Annotated in this window: 18 protein-coding genes; 7 read left to right on the forward strand and 11 right to left on the reverse strand. The window is 41.9% G+C overall.

All coding sequences use genetic code 11. The features are described from left to right. Positions 1–12: 12 nt before the first annotated feature. From ACQ4LT_RS07305 to ACQ4LT_RS07315, 3 genes are read right to left on the reverse strand one after another with little or no spacing between them, the layout of a single operon-like run. Positions 13–291: a GlsB/YeaQ/YmgE family stress response membrane protein gene (locus tag ACQ4LT_RS07305; RefSeq protein WP_445665370.1), complete on the reverse strand. Its 279-nt coding sequence runs from the start codon at positions 289–291 to the stop codon at positions 13–15. A 14-nt stretch (positions 292–305) separates the two neighbouring features. Then, the gene (locus ACQ4LT_RS07310) at positions 306–1355 is read right to left on the reverse strand and encodes an ABC transporter ATP-binding protein (protein ID WP_445665371.1); all 1050 of its coding nucleotides are present in this window, start codon (positions 1353–1355) and stop codon (positions 306–308) included. After that, entirely contained in the window at positions 1352–2794 is a 1443-nt protein-coding gene (locus ACQ4LT_RS07315) for an ABC transporter permease (protein WP_445665372.1), read from the reverse strand. The genes ACQ4LT_RS07310 and ACQ4LT_RS07315 overlap by 4 nt, the downstream gene beginning before the upstream one ends. 361 nt (positions 2795–3155) lie before the next feature. On the opposite strand from ACQ4LT_RS07315, the gene ACQ4LT_RS07320 reads away from it, so the two are divergent. From ACQ4LT_RS07320 to ACQ4LT_RS07340, 5 genes are all read left to right on the forward strand, one after another. Then, on the forward strand, positions 3156–3683 hold the full coding sequence (locus ACQ4LT_RS07320; RefSeq protein ID WP_445665373.1) for an SPOR domain-containing protein: 528 nt from the start codon (positions 3156–3158) through the stop codon (positions 3681–3683). Positions 3684–3782: 99 nt separating this feature from the next. Continuing rightward, positions 3783–4709 carry an alpha/beta hydrolase gene (locus ACQ4LT_RS07325; protein ID WP_445665374.1) on the forward strand — a complete coding sequence of 309 codons (927 nt, stop codon included), beginning with the start codon at positions 3783–3785 and terminating at the stop codon, positions 4707–4709. A gap of 339 nt (positions 4710–5048) precedes the next feature. Beyond that, complete coding sequence (locus ACQ4LT_RS07330) at positions 5049–5411, forward strand: STAS domain-containing protein (protein ID WP_445665375.1); 363 nt, start codon at positions 5049–5051, stop codon at positions 5409–5411. Positions 5412–5416: 5 nt separating this feature from the next. Further along, a complete protein-coding gene (locus ACQ4LT_RS07335) occupies positions 5417–5836 on the forward strand; it encodes an ATP-binding protein (protein WP_445665376.1) in 420 nt (139 codons plus the stop codon). Between the two features lie 4 nt (positions 5837–5840). Further along, positions 5841–7574: a SpoIIE family protein phosphatase gene (locus ACQ4LT_RS07340; protein ID WP_445665377.1), complete on the forward strand. Its 1734-nt coding sequence runs from the start codon at positions 5841–5843 to the stop codon at positions 7572–7574. On the opposite strand, the gene ACQ4LT_RS07345 is transcribed toward ACQ4LT_RS07340, so the two are convergent. Beyond that, complete coding sequence (locus ACQ4LT_RS07345) at positions 7567–9096, reverse strand: transglycosylase SLT domain-containing protein (RefSeq protein WP_445665378.1); 1530 nt, start codon at positions 9094–9096, stop codon at positions 7567–7569. The two genes, ACQ4LT_RS07340 and ACQ4LT_RS07345, sit on opposite strands and share 8 nt — an antisense overlap. An 834-nt stretch (positions 9097–9930) precedes the next feature. On the opposite strand from ACQ4LT_RS07345, the gene ACQ4LT_RS07350 reads away from it, so the two are divergent. Next, positions 9931–12195: a TonB-dependent receptor gene (locus ACQ4LT_RS07350; protein WP_445665379.1), complete on the forward strand. Its 2265-nt coding sequence runs from the start codon at positions 9931–9933 to the stop codon at positions 12193–12195. Positions 12196–12296: 101 nt separating this feature from the next. On the opposite strand, the gene ACQ4LT_RS07355 is transcribed toward ACQ4LT_RS07350, so the two are convergent. From ACQ4LT_RS07355 to ACQ4LT_RS07380, 6 genes are all read right to left on the reverse strand, one after another. After that, a complete protein-coding gene (locus tag ACQ4LT_RS07355) occupies positions 12297–13196 on the reverse strand; it encodes a DMT family transporter (protein WP_445665380.1) in 900 nt (299 codons plus the stop codon). Between the two features lie 26 nt (positions 13197–13222). Beyond that, a complete protein-coding gene (locus tag ACQ4LT_RS07360) occupies positions 13223–13630 on the reverse strand; it encodes a DUF4293 family protein (protein WP_445665381.1) in 408 nt (135 codons plus the stop codon). 155 nt (positions 13631–13785) lie between these two features. Further along, positions 13786–17136 (reverse strand): efflux RND transporter permease subunit, encoded by a 3351-nt coding sequence (locus tag ACQ4LT_RS07365; RefSeq protein ID WP_445665382.1) that lies wholly within the window; start codon positions 17134–17136, stop codon positions 13786–13788. Positions 17137–17156: 20 nt separating this feature from the next. Further along, complete coding sequence (locus ACQ4LT_RS07370; RefSeq protein WP_445665383.1) at positions 17157–18197, reverse strand: efflux RND transporter periplasmic adaptor subunit; 1041 nt, start codon at positions 18195–18197, stop codon at positions 17157–17159. Positions 18198–18212: 15 nt separating this feature from the next. Continuing rightward, complete coding sequence (locus tag ACQ4LT_RS07375; protein WP_445665384.1) at positions 18213–19730, reverse strand: TolC family protein; 1518 nt, start codon at positions 19728–19730, stop codon at positions 18213–18215. Positions 19731–19838: 108 nt separating this feature from the next. Then, on the reverse strand, positions 19839–20528 hold the full coding sequence (locus tag ACQ4LT_RS07380) for a TetR/AcrR family transcriptional regulator (RefSeq protein WP_445665385.1): 690 nt from the start codon (positions 20526–20528) through the stop codon (positions 19839–19841). Positions 20529–20712: 184 nt separating this feature from the next. On the opposite strand from ACQ4LT_RS07380, the gene ACQ4LT_RS07385 reads away from it, so the two are divergent. Then, positions 20713–21630 carry a DMT family transporter gene (locus ACQ4LT_RS07385; protein ID WP_445665386.1) on the forward strand — a complete coding sequence of 306 codons (918 nt, stop codon included), beginning with the start codon at positions 20713–20715 and terminating at the stop codon, positions 21628–21630. A gap of 10 nt (positions 21631–21640) precedes the next feature. Here the strand turns inward: ACQ4LT_RS07385 and ACQ4LT_RS07390 are convergent, their stop codons facing one another. Further along, positions 21641–22885, reverse strand: a complete 1245-nt coding sequence (locus ACQ4LT_RS07390; RefSeq protein ID WP_445665387.1) for a YaiO family outer membrane beta-barrel protein — start codon at positions 22883–22885, stop codon at positions 21641–21643. Positions 22886–22893: the final 8 nt, after the last annotated feature.

Genomic DNA, 22893 nt, shown 5'->3' on the forward strand with positions numbered 1-22893 from the left:
AGGAAAAGGTCACTATTTTTTTAGCTGATCTTTTCCGCGAGATAATAGACCGATAGTAACTGCAAAGAGTGCAGATCCCAGTATAGACCAGATGATTGGAAAGGTTTCTCCGCCCACATCAACAGGGAAAATATAGGTAAGTCCCATTTCTGCAGCCAGCCATTTACCAATAAAGGCACCGATAAATCCCACCACGGTTGTAATCAGACAGCCACCCATCGAATAACCTGCTATACTTTGACCAATCGCACCACAAATGGCAGCAATAACGAGAAGTAATATAAAACTCATATAATCAAATTTAATTAATCAGATTCATCCAAAATTACCGCCGATTCAAGGGGTTTGATAACTACGGCATCATTTGGTTCGAAAAGCACCCGATTATCGGTATGCACCAGGTATTTCTTTTCCCCGAGCTGCACGTGATACGTAATATCATGCCCTTTGAACTCACGTCCAAGTACTGTACCTACATTTTCCGGCTTTTGATTGGTTGGCTTCTCCAACGTCAAATGCTCAGGGCGAATAGAGCAAAGAACCCGCCCACAGGCATTACAATTCAAATTCATCGGTCCCAGCTTCGTGGCCACTTCTGATCCGCCGGTTGCATCCGCATGGAACAGATTAGTTCGACCAAGAAACTGCGCTACAAATTTTGTCTTGGGATTATAATAGACTTCTTCGGGCGTACCGATCTGTTCAATTTCTCCGTCATTCATCACTGCAATACGATCTGCAAATGAAAGAGCTTCCTCCTGATCGTGGGTAACAAGCAAAGCACTCATTCCCGCCTTCTTAAGTAATTCACGTACCTCTTTACGCATGGAATCGCGCAACATCGCATCCAAGTTGGAGAAAGGCTCATCCAGCAGTACCAGCTTAGGTTTAGGGGCTATCGCCCGTGCCAGAGCTACACGTTGCTGCTGTCCACCCGAAAGTTCACTGGGATTGCGATCTTTATAATCGCCCATCCCCGTCCGGCATAAAACCTCCTCGGCATAAACAAGACGCTTGTGTTTAGGGATATCAGTGAGCCCAAATGCTACATTTTCAAGCACCGAAAGGTGGGGAAACAATGCATAATCCTGAAAAACAAATCCGATACCTCGATCTTGAGGAGCCACATGGGTCTGAGGAGATTCCAGCAACTGATCGTCCAAATAAATTTCTCCCTCATCGGCATGTTCAAATCCTGAAATAAGTCTAAGGCACGTTGTTTTACCACAGCCGCTCGGCCCCAACAGGGCGAATATCTCATGCTCTTTGACTTCAAAATCTAGCTTATCAACAACCGGAGCGTTTTCATCAAAGGATTTCGTTAAATTTTTAACGGTAAGTAAATCATTCATCATTTCTTCAACTCCTTAGAGAATAAAAATCCCACAAACAGGGATGAAAATAACAAAATTAACAGTGCAAAGGGAGCCGCTTCTGCAAACATCGCTTCCCCCGTATACGACCATACATTCAACGCCAAGGTGTCAAACCCTATGGGTGATAGTAAAAACGTTATGGATAGCTCTTTCATTGCAGATAAAAAAACCAAAGATGCCGACGCAATAATTCCACCCCGCAACAACGGCAAGGTCACTTTTAAAAATGATTTTATAGACGAGTACCCCAATGACTGCGCCGCCTCCTCAAGATCTTCGGGGGCCTGATACAGTGCACTGCGCACTGGCCCAATTCCTTCTGCCAAAAAGTGCAGTGAATAAGCAATCACCAATAATAAAAGCGACTGATACAATACGGTAGAAACCTGCAGGGAGAAAAACACAAAAGCCAACGCAAAGGCAAGTGGCGGGGTTGCATATCCTAAATAAGCAACGCGCTCAATGGGATTACTTAATTTTGTTTTATATCGAACACCTATATATGCCAATGGCAAAGCCATCAACGTTGTAAGTACCGCTGCAGGGGCCGATGCTTGGACAGAATGGAAAAAAGCCTCGTATAAATTACCGGCCACAGACGCAAAGGCTGTTTGGTTTAACCAAAAAACAATCGATGAAACCGGTAAAACAATAGCCACTAAAAATAAAATTCCCACAAAAGTATAGGCCGGAACCGCCCAAGGTCCCAACTCTAAATAACTTTTTGCTTTAGAAACTCCGCGTCCCAGACGATGAAATATTGCTTGCTTAAGCATTTTATATTCTAAAACTAATGCACCGGTAGTTAACGCCAAAAGCATAAGCGCCAGCCAAGCCGCATAAATACGATCGTAGGCCGCGATGTATTGCAAATAAAGAGCGTAACTAAACGTTTCGAATCGCATCAGTGAAACCGTTCCAAAATCACCGATCACATGTAAACTTACTAACAGCGACCCCGCCAGAAGCGCTGGCCTAAGTTGGGGCAATATTACCTTAAAAAATGTTGATTTAGCATCATGTCCCAGTGAGCGCGAAACCTCCTCAATCGAGCGATCCATTCCTGCAAGTGCCGTGCGAAGATTTAAATACAGATACGGAAACGTACAGAGCGTTAATACAATAAGTGATCCCGAAAACCCATTAATGCGTGGGATTGTCCATCCAAACCAAGCCTGAAAGGTGCCATTATACCCGCCGAGTCCCAGCATCGCATAGGCCATCACATAACCTGGAATAGCAAGGGGCAACACTCCCAATATGGTAATAAATCTTCGCGCTTTAATTTTAACCCTTGCTGACATATAGGCCAATGGCAAAGCTATCAAGATATCTAACAACAGCACGCCAAAAGTTAGTAACAAAGTGTTGCCAAGCAGATACAGGTTACGCATCCGAAAAACAACATTATTAAGCATCTCCGGAGACGCCTCAAAAGCCCTAATTAATAAATAAACAAGGGGTAATAAAACACCGGCTGCAATAACTCCCGCAATAAGTAACAGATACCACGGGGGCGATTTACTATTTGTTTTTGTACCTATAATAGTGCTTATCCTTCTCTGAGAAGTGAAAAATTTAGATCAAATCTAAATAGAAACATCCTTGATAGCAACCGTTAAACTCAAATTATTATCCTTTTCAACACGCAAGTTTTACCCCGAAAAAAATTAAAATGATCTTTTTATTTAAATAGTTTTGTACCGATCCTTTTTTTAAGTAAAATTAAGCCTGAAAGGCTAAAAGAATTCATCCCAATACATCAATAATACAAGGCTTATGAAACGAGTAGTGATTTTTCTCATAACTTCGGCAATAGCAATCAGTATGTTACAGGCTTGCGGACCAAGTGAAGAAGAAATTCAACAAAGAGAACAGGCCCGCCAAGATTCACTGGAACAAGTTAAACAGCAGCGTCTTGAACAACAACGACAAGATAGCATTGAACAGGCTCGTCAAGATAGTATTGAGGCTGCCAAAAGAGAACGAGAACGCAATAGAATTAAATATGACAATAATGGAGCGTTTTCAGTTCAGGTAGAAGCTTGGCGATCAAAAGAAAAAGCTGAAGCACAAGTTCAAAAATGGGTAGACCGCGGCTACGAAAATGCCTATGTCGTTAAAATGGGTAACGAAGAAACTGGTGATATCTGGTTCCGCGTACGCTTAGGACGAGTAGCCACCAAAGATATGGCAAAAAAGCTACAGGATAAGCTGATGCGAAATCACAATGAAAAATCCTGGATCTCATTACTTAATGATAAATCTTCGTCAGAGGAGAAGGCTGCTGAAGAAGAAAAAGAATAACAAGCCTCCAAAACATTTTATATTAAAGCATCGTAGTTAACTCTGCGGTGCTTTTTTATTTTTAATGCTGGTTATATTACAGATACAATCGAAACAAAGATGGAAGATAAAATTTCTGAACTACCTACTGACCCTCATCTGCTGGATAACTTTCTGAATGAGCGGGAATCTCAGTTCAACTTGAAAGAAGGTACAAGAGCACAAATAATATGGAATTCTCAGGAACCGAGACAAACAGAATATGCTATTGTTTATCTTCACGGTTTTCGTGCCTCACACCCCGAAGGGGATCCCGTTCATAAAACAATTGCTAAAATATTTGGATATAATCTCTTTTTAAGCCGGATGGAAGAACACGGCATCAAAAGCGACTATCCGCTGCTAAACCTAACTGAGGAAAAGATGCTCCGATCTGCTCGTTTTGCTCTTGAAATAGGCAGGCGTATCGGCAAAAAGGTTATTTTAATGGGCACATCAACCGGCGGCTCACTTGCCCTTTATCTGGCCTCAAAGACAAAATATCGGAAAGAGATTTCATCTCTTATTTTATATTCTCCTTTAATAAGTTTTTACGGTATAAGCGCAAAACTTTTAACAAGTAAACTGAGCCGAAAAATTTTAAAAATTATACCAGGCGAAAAACACCTCATTACAACTACAAATACGACCTTTGCCGAAGACAGAATTTGGAATAAGCGTTACTCCCTTGGAGGTACTCTGGAGCTGGGAGCTTTTGTTGAACACAACATGACACTTCCCCTTTTTAAAAAAGTATCCCACCCCACTTTTGTTGGTTATTACTACAAAAATAAGAACGAGCAGGATACCGTTGTCTCTGTACCTGCCATTAAAAAAATGATCCAAAACTTAGGTACTCGCACAGAACTTCTTCATATTTCGAACTTCCCAGAGGCTAACAATCATGTTATTTGTAATTCACTCGTATCAAAATCCGTAGACAATGTTATCGATAACACCAATAAATTTCTGAAAAGCGTTGGCTCCCATATGACTAGCGAAATATAAGGATGAGGAGTATCTCTGGAAGGTTGCGTAACATTAGATTCGTAAAAAATTTGTAGAAGATATTTAAATTGCTGTATATTGAAATGCGCTCAAGTAGCGTCTCTCTTGATGAATAGTCAGGGCCTCACGACTGATACTCGTGAGGCCTTATTTTTTTGAATCATTTCCCCTTTCTATCCGTAAGCCTTACGCAATATAAATATGATATTGGATACCGGCTTATATCGCTCCAGAAAAATTTAACCATTTACTCATTTTTGCGTACCATGTTCGTAAAATTTTTTATGTTTAGTCGTTCTTTCCATTAGGGAATAGTTTTCTAACAACAAATCCGCAGTAATGAAAAATTTTAAAATCAATCACAGAGAAGTTCAGTCCTATGATGTTTTGGAGCTTTGCGGTGAGCTGGATGCTCATACAGCCTCTCAATTAGAAGATTCTCTAAAGAAGCTGATAGATCAAGAGAGGCACCAAATAATTGTTAATTGCAAACAGTTAGACTACATCGCAAGTGCAGGCCTGGGCGTATTTATGGCATACATCGAGGATGTTCGTTCGCTGGGTGGCGATATCAAGCTTACGAACATGAATTCCAAAGTATATAACGTGTTTGACCTTCTGGGCTTTCCCTCGCTCTACGACATTTTAGAGGACGAAGCTGATGCTATCAAAAAGTTTGAAAAAGACAAAGCTGAATCATAATTACCTTGGCAAAATCTACTACATATAGTATTTCTGTACAGGCTTCTACCAAGCAGCTGGCTGAGGTACGGAATTTCGTTGCCAAATACGCCAAGGAGTTTGGGTTTAATAAACAAGATGTCGCAGATATTCGACTTGCTGTTGATGAAGCCTATACCAACATCATTAAACATGCCTATAAGCATGATGAACAAAAGGAGGTAGACATTGAGTTGGGCTATAATGGTAACATGTTCTGGGTTTCTTTGATGGATACCGGAGATGCATTTGATCCCAGCAGCTACTCAAAACCCGATGTTCGGCAAAAGATTAAAGAGAAAAAGCGAGGCGGTGTTGGAGTTTATCTTATTAGAAAACTTATGGATGACGTGCAATACCACACTGAAGGTTCGGTAAACAAAATCAGGATGACAAAAACCAAATAAGACCTTGAGCAGCTCTTCCAACAAAAATGATGAAGGCCATTCCAGATTTGAGCTAAAAACTTTGCTTGAGACTTCGCGAATGCTCATAGAGTCTCAAGACATGGATTTTGTTCTCAATAATCTCTTGTTAATCACCATGGGCAAACTGATGGTGAGCAGAGGTATGATTCTGTTGTATCAACCGGGGTCTGATAATTACATCATTTCTAAATCAAAGGGCCGCAACTGTCCCAAAGAAGGGAAAACTATTTCTTTTGATTGGGATAAAGAAGTTCAAGAACAATCGGTTATACAATGTGGTATTGATGATTTTGAAATGCCTGATCTTATTGAAGACGACCAACACTGCACGTTTTTTAACCTGCAGACCAGCAACGACCATATTGGATTTTTATGCCTCGGTTCTAAAGGAAACAAACAACCGCTCAGCCAGCGTGAGATCGAGTTTGTGGAAAGTCTTTCCATCATATCCTCGGTAGCCATTGCCAACTCCAGAATGTTTACTGAGCTGCGGCGCATCAACCGAATGCTCGATCGTAAAGTGTATGAACTAAACACGCTATTTGATCTTAGCAAGGACTTTAACATACTGGTTGATCGAGAGGAGATTATCCGTATTTTCAAATTTGCCATGCTCGGGCAGATGCTCATCCGTAAATTCTTTTTTGTGCTTGAGTATGAAGATGAGCGAAAGGTGATGGCTACCAGTGGCATCAACGGTGAACTATCTGATGATGCGATGGAAAAACTATTTTCACTGGATGACGACCTTACCGAGGTGGATCAAACCTTAGAAAAGGAAATTCCTTTTTTAGCAGAAAACAACATTAAGGCCCTAATTGGGCTTCAATTTCAAAGTGAACGTGTTGCTCTCGTGGGCGTGGGGGCACGGGCCAATGAGGAGGAATACAGCAGCTCTGACTATAATTTTCTGCAGTCACTCGGGAACCTGGCTGTTCTTTCGATCCAAAAAACATACCTGCTTGAAGAACGTATTGAGAAAGAACGGATGGAGGAAGAGCTCAACATTGCCAAGGGTATCCAAAAAGGACTACTTCCCGATCCAATCCCTCAAAGTGATGAACTTGATATTTCTGCAAGCAATATCTCTTCTTATCAAGTAGGAGGAGATTATTTTGATATTTTAGAAGCTCCAGAAAACAGGCTTCTCTTTGCTATCGGTGATGTCTCCGGGAAAGGCATGCCGGCCGCTCTCCTAATGGCCAACCTGCAGGCGATGTTACACGTATTACTCCCTGTCGATATCTCTCTGGGTGAAGCAACCGGGCAAATCAATAATATTATTTATCAAAATACGCCCAGTGATAAATTTATTACGTTCTTCTGGGGCACTTTTAATCCCAGAAATTACCAGTTTCAATTTGTTAACGCCGGTCATAATCCCCCGATCTTGTTAAGGTCGGACAAGAATGAGGTCGAGGAACTGACTGAGGGAGGCCTTATTTTAGGAGCTATGTCTACAATGACGCCTTATGAGGATCAAACAATCACGCTTTCAGAAGACGATCTCTTGGTATTTTATACCGACGGGGTAACAGAAGCCAAAAACGAAACTGAAACTGAAGAGTACGGGGAAGAACGGTTATTTAATTGTATCAAAAAACACCGTGCTTTATCTTCCAAAAAGATACAAGATGCAATAATTAAAGATGTCAAAAGCTACTCAAAAGATATCCAGTACGACGATGTAACCATCATCGTTATCAAGGTTAATTAAACAATCCCATTACCCCAAATCCGGTTGCTTTCTTATTGTCTTTGCCCATGGTCAGTATACTTTCGTAAGTATTATACCTGTTTCTAATTTCTTTGACATAGCGCACCGTTTCTATTCCCCGGGTAAATCCGTATCGGGCATCTTTATAATACTTTCGGTGCATTAATTTAAGCAGGGCATCTTCAACATTTTTCCATTCGTTGGGATTCTTATTCTGATCAATCGCCAACCGACGGGCATCTGCAACATGACCCTGCCCAGCATTATACGTAGCAAGAGCAAAAGACCATTTATTGGTACTGTCCATGTATGAATAGTGATTAAGGTGCTCTTTTATAATACGTACCCCCTCTTTGATATTCGTCTCTACATCATATAGTTCCTCTTCATTTGAAACCTGTGAAAACCGAGGCATAACCTGCATTAATCCTACTGCTCCAGCCCAGCTCTTGGAGTTGGGATTAAATTTGGTTTCCTGTGCCGCAATGGAAGCTACTAAAAGCCAGTCGACCCCAGCAGAATCAGCGACTTCCTTAATCAAATCATCATAGGGAGAGATAATGCCAGAACCCCTGCTCGACATTTCAGGGTTATAGTATTCCGCAATCTGCTTTCCTGATTCGAAATATCTTTTACGCAAGACATTTAAAAACGTAGACCGCTTGGGGGACTCTCCCACTTTACCAAACCGGAAATGCTTATACAGAAAACGATTTAACTCGGTTTCAAGATCTTCGGCATTTTTACGGATGGCCCATGCAATTGTATCATTTTTAGCGATCGTTGGCCCCTTGACCAATCCCTGCATATACCTGTTGGAAGCATTAAAAATATTATCATCTGCCACCGTTGCCTGATGCGTATTGTTTGATATTTCAAACAGAAGCGACTCGGTATCCTTGGTGTTGGGGACCTGGTGTGTTACCAAGTTAATTCCCTGATCTTTTAAATTTTGCAAACGATAATAATAAGAACTATTCCGGCGGACCGTAATAGGGATATCACGCTCTGCCACCTTCTCAATCGTTTTCGGGGGATCGGCAACTTCATCCGAAAAAACTAATACTTGATCAACCAGATTATAAGGCCGGGTAAACTTTACAAACTTTTGCCGTTCTTGAGTAGCTGCATAATTAGCGGCTATCAAATCTCCCATTCCGCTGTTAAGCAAATCATAGGGATTTTCATCGGGGCCAATTACAACAACTTCTAATGCAAGATCGTGCTCCTCGGCAAACTTACGGACAAGCTCATATTCAAATCCCCATTCGATACCCTGGTGCAGAAAATAGGTGTTGGAACTATATCGGGTAATCATTTTGATCGTCCCGTCCTGCTTTATATCGGAATAATCACGGTCAATGGGTTCGGTTACCGTTACATTTAATCCCTCTTGTGTACTTCCATCGACCAATTGATCCATATCATTGGTGTTTATACATCCTGTACTAATAAACAATACGGATAGGGCACTTACAACAGTATTACGTATTGTTGACGGAACTAATGTCTTATTTTGCATAATACATCAATTGGTTAACGCCAGATGGATCTGATATGCAAGTGTTTTTACCAACGTACATTTAATTTCTTATACCCAAAATACCCAAAATTCTTGAAAAATTGGTTAGTACAAAGAATTTCTAATATTCATTAACCAATCCTTATCAAGTACCGATCTCTGTTCTCTAACAGTAAATTAGCCTACAACGTTTATTAAAGTCCCCCGCAATGCTATAATAGTATTTTTGCCAGGGGCACTTATACCTGATGAGTAGGGTCGATAATGCTTATCAAATATATTTTCTACACTTACATTCATATTGATTTTTGAGGTAAGCTCATACGACGTCCTCAGGTTTTACGTAGCCCATGCTGGCGTCCCTTCTGGGGGGGGGGGTAAAGATGAGTTTTATTGCGTTTGGAAGGGAAAAAATCGGAGATATCTTTCTTGACACTAACCCAGGTAAACGCTTCAATCCTAATTTTATCAGACTTGTATGTTATACTTCCACTTCTAAACAGAGGGGTATGAGGTGCAAAGACTCATTATTGAATAATTTTTCCTTCAATATATATGAGTTCAGAATCGTGTTATTATTTGTAATAATTTTTTACTATACGCGATTTCTTCTACAAATTAATTCGCTGTACAACACGATTATCTGCGGTTCGTTTATTATCTACAATTGGTGAACCCAAGTGTCATAGATATAAAATGCATCCATTGTGTATGGTCTGTTAAACAGGCACTGGGACAGCCCACTTCAGCAATATTCGTTGTTGAAAAATCTTTTTTAAAATATTTTCTGCTGTAAGTTTTCAAATTACATATTCGAGCATCGACTATAAATTTATGAAAGAATTCCTGTCTTTTCTCGCTTCTTGTTGTGTTATAATTACTACTTTTGGCTCCCTACATGCACAAACGGCTACTATTAAAGGTCAACTCACCGATGATAAAACCGGGGAAGCTATTCAAGGAGTAAATATTTATCTATCACGCCAGGAAACACAATTTGCAAGTGGTGTAGCTACCGACAATAATGGGAGATATACTTTTCGTGGGTTATCTGGTGGAAATTATCGATTAAAAATTTCAGCTGTAGGATATCAGCAAAAGACAAAACAGTTTACTATAGAAGCTACTGAAACACGAGTTTTGGATATTAAACTCCAGCCCATCAGATACGAGTTAAGTGAAATAGTAGTGAGCCATACCGAGCAAGATGCCCCTACTACCACGACTATCCAACAAATAGAGGCTGATGAAATAGAAAATATAGATCTCGGTACCGTTGCCGATGTGGCGCGCATGCTACCGGCTGCTCATGTTGCTACCAACTCCCGGGGGCAAACCATACTCTATCTTCGAAACTCTGCAGATCGTCAGACTGCACAATTTTTTAATGGGGCCCTCATTAATGTGCCTTGGGATAATCGAGTTGATATCGGCTTTCTGCCTTCTTCAATGCTCGGAGGTGTAACCGTTTCTAAAGGAGTACCCTCGGTCGTATATGGCACAAATACCATTGGAGGCGCCGTAAACTTTCGCGCTCGCTCTCTATCAAATCAGGAAAGACTTACTGAGCTCAAAGTTTCAGGTTCATCGCCGGGATTGGGCGGAGCCTCAGTAGTTCAGATGGGTAAAAGCAACAATTTTTCGTATACCGCTGAGGTCGGTTACTCTAAGCAATATGATTACAAACTTCCTGATGGAGCAACCACTCCATACAGCCAACCCTCAAATGATACCAGAGTTAATACCGACCGCCGTAATGCAAATTTATTTTTTGAGGGTACCCAGCAATTCGAAAACGGTGCACGCCTTAGTGCCTCCCTTTTTCATGTGGATGCCGAACAAGGCGTTGCTCCCGAAAGTAACCTTGATCCTAAACAAACAAGCGTCCGCTATTGGCGCTATCCCACCATCCGTCAATCCATGGTTATTTTAAACGGCATGGTTCCGTTTGATTCTGATACACGTGTTCGCGGATCGGTATGGTTTAATCGATACTCACAGGATATCTATCAATATCAAAGTGTTGATTATAAAAATCTGGACCAAACACAGGCTGATCTTGATCTAACCAGCGGACTGCGGTTTATTCTTGAGCAAGACATAGGCAATGCACAACTTGATATAGCATTAAATACTCTGACGACTCAGCATCAACAAACGATTATACCTTATCAAAACAGCAGTGCACAAGCCGACTCAAACGATACTTATGGACAACAAATTTACAGCCTCGGTGCTGAATATACTTTTCCCTTAAGCCACGATTTAACAGGTATGCTGGGACTAAGTTATGAGGGAAGCGCCATTACCAATACAGGTCCGTGGGAAAATAAGGGATACGAAAATTATTTAACTTCTGCACTCAGTCTTTCCACAGGATTGACATACAATATTTCTGAGCAATTACGGTTGCGATCATCAATTGGTCGAAAACCACGATTCCCTACTATGCGCGAACTATATGGCGGTGCATTGGGCAAATTTGTGCCTAACCCAAAACTTAAACCCGTAACAGCTTATCTGAGTGAAATTGGCATGGAATGGGTTGGTAGCACTGTCAGTAGCTCACTCACCACATTCCTAACCCGTACGTATGACACCATCGACAAAACAACTATCCAACAAGGCCCCAATGCGGGTAAAGAACAGCGAATCAATCTCGACGGCAGTCGTATATGGGGCGTAGAGGCGAAACTCACGACAAATCCTGTTGAGCAATTATCAATCGACGGTAGCTTTACCTACATGAATATTCGGGGCTTTTTCCAGGGCGAACCTCGCAAACTGGATGAAAAGCCTACGGGGCTGGGAAAGCTGGGTATCACATACAACTTTACAAATCGCCTCAGCATATTATCACAAACCGAATATACAGGCGGTATTTATACCCGCACCAAGCAAAATAATTTTGTGCTGTTACCAGATGCTCTCATCTTTGACGGGCGGCTCTCATATGATCTCTTTCAAAAAAGTCGTACTCTCAAGGGTGGCGAACTCTTTTTCCGGGTGAATAACATCACTAATGACCTTCGTGTTCTACAGCTGGGTCTGCCAGGTCCTGGGCGCAAATTCTTGGCCGGAGTGAAAATTCAATTCTGATTTTGAAACACTTTGAAAACCACCTGCCATTTTAAACAAGCGAAGCGACGAAAAAAAACTTAGTTTTAACGGATGAAATGGTTTTTCAAACGCTCTTCTAATTATTCTGCTTTGGGCTTATCTCTTTTCCATGTAAGGCCCACGCCTATAAGGATTAAAACCATGGCAGCTATAGAAGCAATGGGCGGCATTTCATCAAAAAGCATGAAAGCTAACACCGAGGCCAAAAGCGGTTCTACCAAAATTAGTGTCGACAGCAGGGTAGGCGACACATATTTAACGGCATAATTCATTGACCCATGGCCCAGAATCTGCGGACCAAAAGCCAATCCTGCCCCAGCCCAAATTCCTATCGTAGAAATATCAAGCAGATTTTTACCCATCACTACTGCCATTAATACACAGGCCGCAGCGGCGTAAAAATATACTGGGAATACGTAATCGATCCATTCTCGCTTTTTTCGAATTTTTTGCCCGATTAGAAGATAAACCACAAAAATAATGGCAGCTGCCAACGCCAGAAAGTTGCCAAACAGGGGATCAACAAAATCCTGCTCTATTTGACTGTCGGATATTCCAAGCAGCACAGATCCTCCAAACGCCAAAAGCACACCAATCCAGGTCGTTTTTACAAAACTTCGTTTAAACCATAGGCGCTCAACTAATATCATAATAATGGGATGGATGGTCACCAATACTGATGCTGAAGCGACGGAGGTGTAATAGAGAGAGGAAATCCAGAAAGTAAAGTGGAGTCCCAAGCATATCCCCGACAGTGCTATCCATAACCGCTCTTTACCTTTCCCCGATCGTTGCTCGCTGCTTCGCAGCCAAATCCAAAAGGGAAACAGCATAGCCGCAGCGAAAACGGTACGGTAAACAACTAACACTAAGGGAGAGGTATCCGACGCAAAACGAACCAGGATGGGCGCAAATCCAAAAGCTGTTAACCCAGCCAACAGGGCTGCCAGCACTTTTACTTTTGGGTACTCCTCAGCCATATCACAAAAATAAAATTGGAATTATGTTACCGTATACGGTCCATGGATTTGACCAGCTCAATATCATCTTTAATTTTTTTACGTGCATAAAGCTGAGCACCCAGTGCCAAAACTAATAATCCCAAACCGATAGTTTCATCCCATAAAAATGTACCGAAACCACCCAGTGAGATATAAATACCTGCCGCAAAACCAATCGTAATTACCTGAACGAGCAACAGCACACTTACCCACTTTCGGTGGTTTTCGCGATTTTGATATAGAAAAATAGACCCCAGCGATCCAAGAGAAGCAATGCTTAAAATAATTGCAAAACCGAAACCAACCCACGCTTGGGGATCGTTCATTGCATGGCTGTAAAGCGCATTAAAGAAAACGCTCCCATTCATAAGAAAGGCTAAAAATAGAAAAACCGACTGGATCCGTTGAATCACGACTAAGAAGAATAACTTTGATTACTGTTAATTGCGATGCGCAAAGATACAATTTTTTACAGAGCAGGTCATCCCCAAAGTGCCCTAAATTTACGTAAATAAAAAAGCCCGGAATTACTTCCGGGCCAATCAGGGATATCAAAAACTGATGCTATTTATTCGGGTAAAAGTGCTTTAACCTTACGCTTTGTTTTAACTCCTATGTAATACATTGATGGTACAAGGAATAACGTTAAGAAAGTGGCAAAACCAAGACCGAAAATAATCGTCCAGGCCAATGAGCCCCAGAAATCAGCATTATCTCCACCGAAGTAAATATTGGGATCCAAGCTGGCAAATAGTCCGTAGAAATCAATATTTAATCCTATTGCCAGTGGTATCAGTCCCAAGATTGTTGATGCTGCCGTCAGAATAACGGGATTTAAACGCACTCTTCCGCCTTCAATAACAGCATCATGCAAGCTTTCACCTTTATTCCGCAAGATATCGGTATAATCGACAAGAATAATACCGTTCTTCACCACAATACCAGCCACAGCAATAATACCCATGCCGGTCATAACAACCGATACATCCAAACCAAAGGTAGCAAAACCGATAAAGACGCCAATCAAACTAAATAACACCTGAGACATAATAATTACTGGCTTGCCAATAGAGTTAAACTGTGCAACAAGTATCAAGAAAATGAGAGCCACAGCCGCAAACAATGCTATTGATAAGAAGTTTGCCGCCTCAGCCTGATCTTCCTGCTCACCAGTTAGAGAGATAGTATATCCCTCAGGAACTTCAAAATCCTGCAATGCTTCCCTAATTTGGGCATTGATCTCGTTGGCGTTATAACCCTCCAATACGTTTGATGATATGGTCACCACTCGATTTAAGTCGATGCGGTTAATCGATCCCACATTCGACACGTACTTAGCATCTGCAACCGCTGAAATGGGGATCATGCTACCCGCAGGTGTTGGAATTTTCAGATTCATAAGATCCGTAATATTAGATCGATACTCTTCTTGTAAGCGCAACCTAATATCATACTCCTCATCTTGGTCGCGATATGTTGAAATCGGCTGCCCTAACAATGCTGTATTCAGCTCCATGCCCAGTTGTGTGTTACTTAACCCGTAGCTGTTGGCTTTTACCTCATCAACATCGACAATAATTTCTGGATTATTATTCTGCAGATCCGAACGCAGCTGCTCGATACCCGGGATATCTTGAGACTCGATGTAGGCCGTTAACCGCTCGGATATATTAATAAGCTTATCAAATTCATTCCCTGTTATCTCTATATTGATTGGTTTACCCGAAGGTGGGCCCTGCTGTTCTTGTTCCACTGTAACCTCAGCACCGGGAATTCCCTTTACATTTTCCCGAATCTTATCCATAAGCGCTTGGGTAGATACTCCATTGCGGTATTGATAATCCACAAACGATATGGCAATTCTACTTCTATTGGGACTTGGCGTTTGATCAATTGAATTTGGAGGTGCGGCGCCAACGGCTACATTCGTAATAATAGATTTTACGACCGGATTATCCTTGCCCAGAACTTCATAGACACGCTGTTCAAGTTTTTCTGCCACCTCATTTGTAACTTCCAGGTCGGTACCTGTCGGCATCTTATTATAAACATACACCGAATTGGGCGCACTTTCGGCAAAGAAAACCACTTTGGGCGATCGAATAAAAAGAAGAACCACACTGCCAATCAAAAACAGGATAGTAAGCACCAGAGTATACCATGGACGATTACCTTTTAGAATCCAGGCAAGGACACTCTTGTATACTTGTTGAATCCGGGGAAGTACCGATTCATTAAATTTGGTGATCAATGGTCTTAACACAAAGCGCTCCAACAAATAAAGCAGATATAAGAAAATAAGTAGATTTGCTACAAATGGGAGACTTAACAAGTGGAAAAGAGCTGAAATAGCTACAAACACGCCTCCGGCAATCCACACAGGTTTGTTACTTTGATGTTCGCCGCTGCTATCAGTTTGACCGTCATTGGCATCCATAAATGAAACGGCAAAAACCGGATTCATAAACAAGGCTACCGCGAGCGAGGCTGTTAACGTAAGGATTATAGTAATGGGCAGATATACCATAAAACGACCTATTATGCCGGTCCAAAACAATAGCGGAATAAACGGTGCTATGGTCGTTAACGTACCAGTGATCACCGGTACAGCAATTTCACCGGCCGCTCGCTTTGCGGCCTCAATCTTTCCATAGTCGGTGGTAGTTATATATCGATAAATATTTTCAACTATTACAATGGCATTATCTACTACAATACCAAGCCCCAGAATGAGAGCGAACAGCACCACTATATTAATACTATAACCTTCCATTCCCGGCATTACAGCAAAAGCAATAAGTGAGGAAAGCGGAATGGCTAATCCTACGAATATGGCATTCTGAACCCCCATAATGAACATGAGTACCAGAACTACAAAGAAAAAACCAAGAATTACGGTGTTAAAGAGATTAGAGATACTATCGCGGGTATCCTGAGAACGATCCCCCGTATATGTAATATCAAGTCCTTCGGGAAACTCAGCCTTACGAAGCTCTTCAACCGTTTCAACGGTCAACTCCGACATTTCAATTAAGTTAGCCCCACCCTGCTTTTTAACATTGAGTGTAATAACATCTTCGCCGTTAAGGCGTGCATAACTTTCACGATCTTCGAATCCATTCTTAATTTCAGCAATATCTTTTAAATAAACCTGTCGCCCAAGATTGTTGGTAACGACCAAGTTTTTCAGATCTTCGGCGCTTGACACCTCCCCATCAACTCGAACGGAACGTTCCACACGCCCCACATCAAGTCCCCCGGCAGATATGGTCACGTTTGAAGCCGCTACTGCCTGCCGTACACGATCAAATGTGACACCGGCCGCCAACATTTTGGGCAAGTCCATATTTATTTCGATTTCAGGCTCGAGGGCACCGACAATTTCAGCCTCATTTATGCCTGACAGGCTTTCTACCTCATCCTGTATCTGATCAGCAAACCGTTTGAGTTCAACTAAATCATAGTTCCCCGATAAGTTAATATTTAGGATGGGCTGATCATCCAGATTTATATCCGTGACCTCGGGGGCTTCGGTTAAATTAGTCGGCAGATCACTCCGGGCTTTTTCCACGGCGTCATTAACCTCTTGCTGAGCCACCAGTTTATCCTTACTGGTTTCGAACTCAATGGTAATTATCGAAGCGGCCTGCTTCGATACACTTCTTATTTCATCAATCCCATCGATACTTTGCAGTTCTTGCTCAAGGGGACGGGTAATTAGGTTTTCGACATCTGCCGGAGAAGATCCTGCCTGAATAGTAACCACGTTAAAAATGGGAATTTCGACCTCCGGAAACTGCTCCTTGGGCAGCATGATGTAGGAAAAAATCCCGGTAATCGCTATTAATACCGTAACCAGATAAACGGTGGTACGATTATTTATCGCAATGCTGGAAGGCTTAAATTCTTTGAAGCTCATTTTAGAATAATCGTTTTATATTAATTTTCTTTGATGGAAATTAGATCACCATCATTTAAACCATTATAGCCGACCGTAATAATTTTATCTCCCGGCTGTAATCCCTCTTCAATAATAATTTTATCTCCATAGCTGTTACCCGTAACAACTGATCTTTGCTTTGCAACCCATTCTGAACCATTCTGCTCGGCTACAAACAAATACCCTTTATTATTGGTTGATTTGACAATATTCACCGGCACCGTCAACACATTACTACGTTGATAATCATTAATCTTAAGTTTGGCCAGCATATTAGGGCGGACCAATCCATCTATATTGGGTATATATATCTCGATTCCAAAGGTCCGATTCGCCGGATCAATCACTTTGCTTACCACATCAATGGGCTTGGTAAGCTTCCGGTCGATACTCGGTAGCGTAATTGTGACACTATCTGTTGTTTCAATACGATTTATATAGGATTCCGAAATTTCGGCTGTCACTTTTAATGCCTCAGAATTGGCAATCTGAAATGCCGGTTCAGCTGGGCCAATATTTACACCTTCTTTGATAAACACTTGATTTACCGTGCCGCCAATTGTAGCCGTAATGGTGTAATTGTAATACTGCTCTTGCAATGTAGCCAACTGGTTTTCAAGCGATCGCACCTGGGTCTCAACTTCCAAGAGCTGAATTTCGGAGCCAATATTATCTTCGCGAAGATTTTTCTGCCGCTCGTATCGCGTTTTAGCCAGCTTAAGCTGTGACTTTACTTCTGCAATCTGTGTTCGAGTAACCTCCCCGTCGAGCTTGGCCAATACCGCACCTTTTTTTACCACATCTCCAGCCCGGACATTAATTTCCTCAACCGTTGCTGGAACCTTGGGAGTTATCGAAATAGTCTTGTCAGATTCAACATTTCCCTGGATATTCAAATAATGATTGAACGTAGCGGGAGTTACCTTTTCTACATTGACCGCTATTGAATCATCATTCTTCTCATTATCTGTTGCCGGTCCATTGTTACAAGCTGATGCAAATATCAGCGTACTAAATGCAAGTACTAATAATTTTTTCATTGTTCGTGTGTTCGTTTATTCGAGTTCAATCTTTTCTTTAATGGGTTCAACATCTTCTTCAACAAAAGGAACTTTGCCTACCGCCTGATCGTATTGAGCTTTGGCAGCCAAATAATTAAATACCATCTGCGCATAACCGACTTCTGCCTTTCTCAACTGTAGCTCGGCATCAGTTACCTCTTGTTGTGATCCAAGTCCTGCCTGATATCTTTTCAGAGCGCGGTCGTATCCTTCCTGAGCCAAATCCAGGGCACGCTTTCGTGCAGCCTCAATTTGAAATGCTTCCCTAATACTTTCTTCGGCAGAAGTGATCTCACTTTCAGCATTTTGTTTGGTTTGATATTCTTGCAGCTGTAAATCTTTCCTCTGGATTTGCGCCTGCTGAATGGCAGCATCTCGGCGAAAACCCTGAAAAAGGGGCAGTTGCACTCCAACCATAAATGTCTGAGATCGAGCTCGCTGTCGCTCCGTACCGAAAAATACCGGATTGCCGGGCTGAGCAGCTGACCACCGCAAATTATAGTTAGCTACAATGCTGGGCAGATACTTGCTTTTCTGTGCTTTAATTTGTTTTTCCTGCAGCTGTTGTCGTACATCAAGTACACGCAAATCACCACGCATCTCAAAGGCTCGCTGCAGCAAGGTTGAATCTGACTCCAAAGATAGTGCTGTCATTCGATCAACCTTCTTTAGGGCCCGGTTTTCTTCTTTGGATGTGTTTGGAGCCTGAATGTCAAAACTGCTGAGATCGCCCTTTACCTCTAAACTCAAACTAACAGGCAATCCCATAGCATCCAGTAAGTTACGCACAGCTTCTTTCTGGGAAAACTCGGCACTGGTTAGTTCCGGTTTTATATTTTCGAGCTGAACCTCGAGCTGCATCACAGCATACTCATCAACCAACCCCTGCTCATAGCTTTTACGCGTATCCTCAAGATTTTTGCGCACCCGCTCAAGGCGACTCTGCTGCAATCTCACCTGCTCCTTGGCAATAAGTACCTGGTAATAAGCCATACGCGTTTGCGTAACAATACCCTGAGCCGTTGCCCGTAAACCTTCGGATTGAGCCGATTTATACAAACTGGAAGTGCTTACCCCCACAAATGCCTGTCCATTAAAAATAGTTTGAGAAATAGTAAAACCACCTTGCCAGTTATTATCGGTACCAAACGCAACGGGCACCAAATTATCAGGATCCCCATTGGGATTAAAGACCACCTCGGGGATAAAGTTTACCGGTACTTCCAAATTACGGGTATAATTAGCAGAAGAGGTGATTTCCGGCATCACATTACTCCAGGCTGTTCGTACCTGCTGGTCGGCATCTCGCACCGAAAGTAGAGACCGTTTTATGTCGGTATTATTCGCAAGGGCTATTTGTATAGCCTGATCAAGCGAAATAGCTCCCGGTTGTTCTTCAATCTTCTCAAACGCTGATTTCAATGTATCCTGCTGCTGGCCAAGAACCGTACCGGCCAGTGAAAGCGACAGCATAAAGAGTAATCCAATTTTAATAATCTTTGTAGGACGCATAAATATTATAGTTACAAAATGTAATTATTTTCGATTAAATCCGTGCGTAACAAGGCGGTTTATTACGCAAGTAATTAAAAGATGTTACAAAAAAATGAACGCCAGTCATCATGAACTATTTTCTGAATCTTTTAATTCCTTTTTAGAAGCCATTCCTTCTACCAGTAGATTTAAAAAGTTTTCAAAAAGCGTGCTCATGCTCACTTCCATTTCATCCAAAAGTTCAAAATAATGACCTCGGTCACTGGCATGGGTCATAGCAGTAAGTCCACGTGTACTTGCAAAAATAATGGTAGCCAACTCCTTCGGCTCATATCGATCATCAACTGAGCCATCTTGCATGCCAATTTGAATCGCACGTATCATAAAATTCAGAGCTTCGCGCCTGTTTTGATCACATTGCTTAGCATACTTGCTGTTTTCAAGTGCCTCAACGTCACTTATCGACTCGTAATACATAAAAGCCGTGAAATAGTTGGGATACTCTTCAACAAAATTCAAATAAGTTTCTCCCATCATTCTGATGAGTTCGAGCCCTGTATAATCATGCGCGCCGGCAAATACTTTGGCAAACTTACTATTCAATAAGTCAGAACCGCGTTGGGTAATCGCAATATACAGGTCCGTTTTATTTTCGAAATACAGATATAATGTACCCTTACTGAGTTCGGCCTCTTCGGCTATCTCATCCATTGTTGCCTGTTCCAAACTTTTGGAAAAGATAACCCGCTCAGCGGCATCAATAATTTGATTTCTCCGACGCTCTTTTTCACGCGCCTTTCGATCTTCTTTACTCATACAATATAAATTAGAAATGACTGACAGTCAGAAAGTGACTAAAGTTAATAGTCAGAATAGTCTTATACAACATTCACAACTAAAAAATTCCGTCCTTTATTAATAGTTGTAATACGCCAAGGCACTCTCCTTATTATCTCCTACCTTTATCATTAATTTTCTCATACAAACCGTATTGACACCATTGAATATTTCGAAAAAGTCCTATGTAGAATTCTCGCTGTTTTTAGTAGCAATCATATGGGCACTAAATTTTTCAGTCGTTAAATACTCCCTTGTCGAAATTGATCCACTCAGTTTTAATGGCCTGAGGTTTCTTTTTGCCGCAGCCATTATTTGGATCGTACTATTCTATCGCCGACAACTGTTTACCATCCCTAAAAAAGACTGGCTTCCACTGCTGGGGATGGGACTTCTGGGCAATATTATTTACCAGGGACTTTTTATTATCGGTATTGACTATACGTACGCAGCCAACGCCGCTGTTATGCTCGGTACTATTCCTATCTGGGTAGCCCTGATCAGTCACTTCTTTAACCTGGAACAAATGAACATCTTTAAAACACTCGGAGTTATTGCAGCTTTCGCTGGCATCGTATTTATCATGTCGGGAGGCAAAGATCCCTTTTCTATGGATTCCGACACCTTCTTTGGCGACCTGATAATCATCGCAGCCGCTGTTGTCTGGGGAGGCTATACCATTTTATCTAAATCATTTCTCACGCGCTATACACCCATCCAGTTTTCGGCCATCATGGCAACGATAGGTTCTATAGTACTTTTTCTGATTGGATTACCAAAAATAGTAGAATTAGAGTGGACAAATATTTCTGCTGCAGCCTATGGCGGGGTTGTTTACAGCGGACTGTTATCCATAGGAGTAGCATATCTTATCTGGAACTATGGCCTTCAGACTGTTGGAGCTGTTCATACGGCAACCTACCAAAACCTTGTGCCCGTAATGGGACTTTTCTTTGGCATAGTTCTGTTAAATGAGCAACTAACCTTTCTCCAATATACCGGATCGGCACTGGTGATAGCCGGAATTGTACTGGCACGGTGGAGAAAATCATCACCGACAAAAGTACCGCCAATGGAATAGACTGATACTACTAAAATCGATAGGAGATATTCACTTTCGCGCTAAAGCGCTCTCTCGTAAAGTTATTGGGGTATTCAGAGGAGTCAAATCCTACATTCCCGCCAATAAACCAAACTTCAGATAGTGGATACTGCCCGTCAATACTTACCGACCACGAGTCCAATGCTTTAATTGATACAGTATTAGGCGAAATTTCAATTTCTATTGGTGACGAACCGTAACCCGCATTTAGGCTTAAATAGGACTCAGCAGTTCCAAAATAACGACGGGTCACAAGATTCAAGGACTTGGATGTGTGTCCTGATGAAGGCACCAGATATGTCTGTGCTGTAAAAAGATAACTCCCCAAATATTTTGTGAGCGATACGGTATAGATATCGGTTTGAGACGTTTCAAAATCCAAATATCGCATCCCTGCTTCGAGCTCAAACCCCGAAGGCAACGACTTGTAAAGGGAAAAACCAAACCTGTAATCCGGATAAATAGAAGACTGCGAATACCCAGCATTAACATAGGCATAAAGCCCCGGTGCTATTGATGGATACGCATCTATGTTAAACTGCACCCCATCCGACCCAAACCTTCGTGCATATTCAACCCGGCCGATTATAGAACCAATGGGGGTCTGCCGCGTTAGTCCAAATTGCGTAAATTGCCAAGGATCAAATCTGGTTCGAAATCGATCATAGCGATAAGACACTGTTGCGCGATATTTCATCTGGTGCAACTGAACATCCTTTAACTCTTCCCGTGCCTTTCGATTGCCGGAATCATCAGCAAGAATCCTTTTATACGTCTGCTCCGCCTCCTCATAGTTCTCCATTCCGTAAAGGACAGACCCTTTGGTCAACATAAATTCGGTATCACTCGGATAATACTCCAACCCTCGATTAGCTGTTTTTAGAGCTTCATCCATTTCTCCCGACCATTTTTGAGTATCCACCAGGGCCATCAAAGCCCGTCGGTTTTGCGGATCTTTATCTAACACATCGCTCAGCTCCTCTACAGCCTTTTCATAGTTACCTTCCCAGCTATACAAACGCGCTACAAAGATTCTGATGCCGTGATAATCCGGACTGCGATCCAAGGCCTCATAAGCATATTTTCGCGCCTTTTCATAATCACCATCATCAAAAGCCACGGTACGCGCCTTTTTGTATAGCTCACCAACAGTAAAATCCTCCATCTCTTGTGCCAAAACCGTGGCACTCCCAATCAATAAAAACCCTATACAAATGGTTATTATTTTTTTCATAACATCGA

The sequence above is a fragment of the Fodinibius sp. AD559 genome (assembly GCF_052712805.1).

Excerpts from the sequence above, each read along its gene's own strand:
- ACQ4LT_RS07305 (WP_445665370.1), bottom strand. The coding sequence starts at position 291 with ATGAGTTTTATATTACTTCTCGTTATTGCTGCCATTTGTGGTGCGATT.
- ACQ4LT_RS07310 (WP_445665371.1), bottom strand. The coding sequence starts at position 1,355 with ATGATGAATGATTTACTTACCGTTAAAAATTTAACGAAATCCTTTGAT.
- ACQ4LT_RS07315 (WP_445665372.1), bottom strand. The coding sequence starts at position 2,794 with ATGCTTAATAATGTTGTTTTTCGGATGCGTAACCTGTATCTGCTTGGC.
- ACQ4LT_RS07320 (WP_445665373.1), top strand. The coding sequence starts at position 3,156 with ATGAAACGAGTAGTGATTTTTCTCATAACTTCGGCAATAGCAATCAGT.
- ACQ4LT_RS07325 (WP_445665374.1), top strand. The coding sequence starts at position 3,783 with ATGGAAGATAAAATTTCTGAACTACCTACTGACCCTCATCTGCTGGAT.
- ACQ4LT_RS07330 (WP_445665375.1), top strand. The coding sequence starts at position 5,049 with ATGAAAAATTTTAAAATCAATCACAGAGAAGTTCAGTCCTATGATGTT.
- ACQ4LT_RS07345 (WP_445665378.1), bottom strand. The coding sequence starts at position 9,096 with ATGCAAAATAAGACATTAGTTCCGTCAACAATACGTAATACTGTTGTA.
- ACQ4LT_RS07350 (WP_445665379.1), top strand. The coding sequence starts at position 9,931 with ATGAAAGAATTCCTGTCTTTTCTCGCTTCTTGTTGTGTTATAATTACT.
- ACQ4LT_RS07355 (WP_445665380.1), bottom strand. The coding sequence starts at position 13,196 with ATGGCTGAGGAGTACCCAAAAGTAAAAGTGCTGGCAGCCCTGTTGGCT.
- ACQ4LT_RS07365 (WP_445665382.1), bottom strand. The coding sequence starts at position 17,136 with ATGAGCTTCAAAGAATTTAAGCCTTCCAGCATTGCGATAAATAATCGT.
- ACQ4LT_RS07370 (WP_445665383.1), bottom strand. The coding sequence starts at position 18,197 with ATGAAAAAATTATTAGTACTTGCATTTAGTACGCTGATATTTGCATCA.
- ACQ4LT_RS07375 (WP_445665384.1), bottom strand. The coding sequence starts at position 19,730 with ATGCGTCCTACAAAGATTATTAAAATTGGATTACTCTTTATGCTGTCG.
- ACQ4LT_RS07380 (WP_445665385.1), bottom strand. The coding sequence starts at position 20,528 with ATGAGTAAAGAAGATCGAAAGGCGCGTGAAAAAGAGCGTCGGAGAAAT.
- ACQ4LT_RS07390 (WP_445665387.1), bottom strand. The coding sequence starts at position 22,885 with ATGAAAAAAATAATAACCATTTGTATAGGGTTTTTATTGATTGGGAGT.